This is a genomic window from Gilvimarinus sp. 1_MG-2023, assembly GCF_030548285.1.
Genome location: NZ_JAUOSC010000615.1, coordinates 1 through 316, shown reverse-complemented (window position 1 = coordinate 316; position 316 = coordinate 1). Strand labels below are relative to the sequence as shown.

Here is a 316-nt window from a genome sequence, read left to right as displayed (position 1 = left end):
ACAGCCGGGAAAGTTTAAAGGCTAACCCGATGGATCTGGTCTATTCCTTGCTTGTGATGATCCGGGCGCACGAAGAATCCGACACAAAGTCGAAGCGAGTGCTGGCAGCCTTGCGACTCCAGTGCCAAGCCTGGCAGGCCGGTACATACCGGGGCCACATCCGCAACGGCAAGCCACCGACCTGGTTGGTCGAAACTGGATCGGTGGAATGGCCTCTCTATGAGCTGAACACAGCGCGGGCCGAAGCGCTGCGCCATGCGATTGATCTGTATCGGCAGGGATATGGTGGGTCGGCGATAGCGGGTCGACTCAATAA

At 58.2% G+C, this 316-nt stretch carries 1 protein-coding gene; it reads left to right on the top strand.

The window, feature by feature from the left end; all coding sequences use genetic code 11:
• Positions 1-29 precede the first annotated feature (29 nt).
• On the top strand, positions 30-316 hold a 287-nt coding region (locus tag Q4563_RS18325), incomplete at its 3' end, for a hypothetical protein (RefSeq protein WP_303605525.1).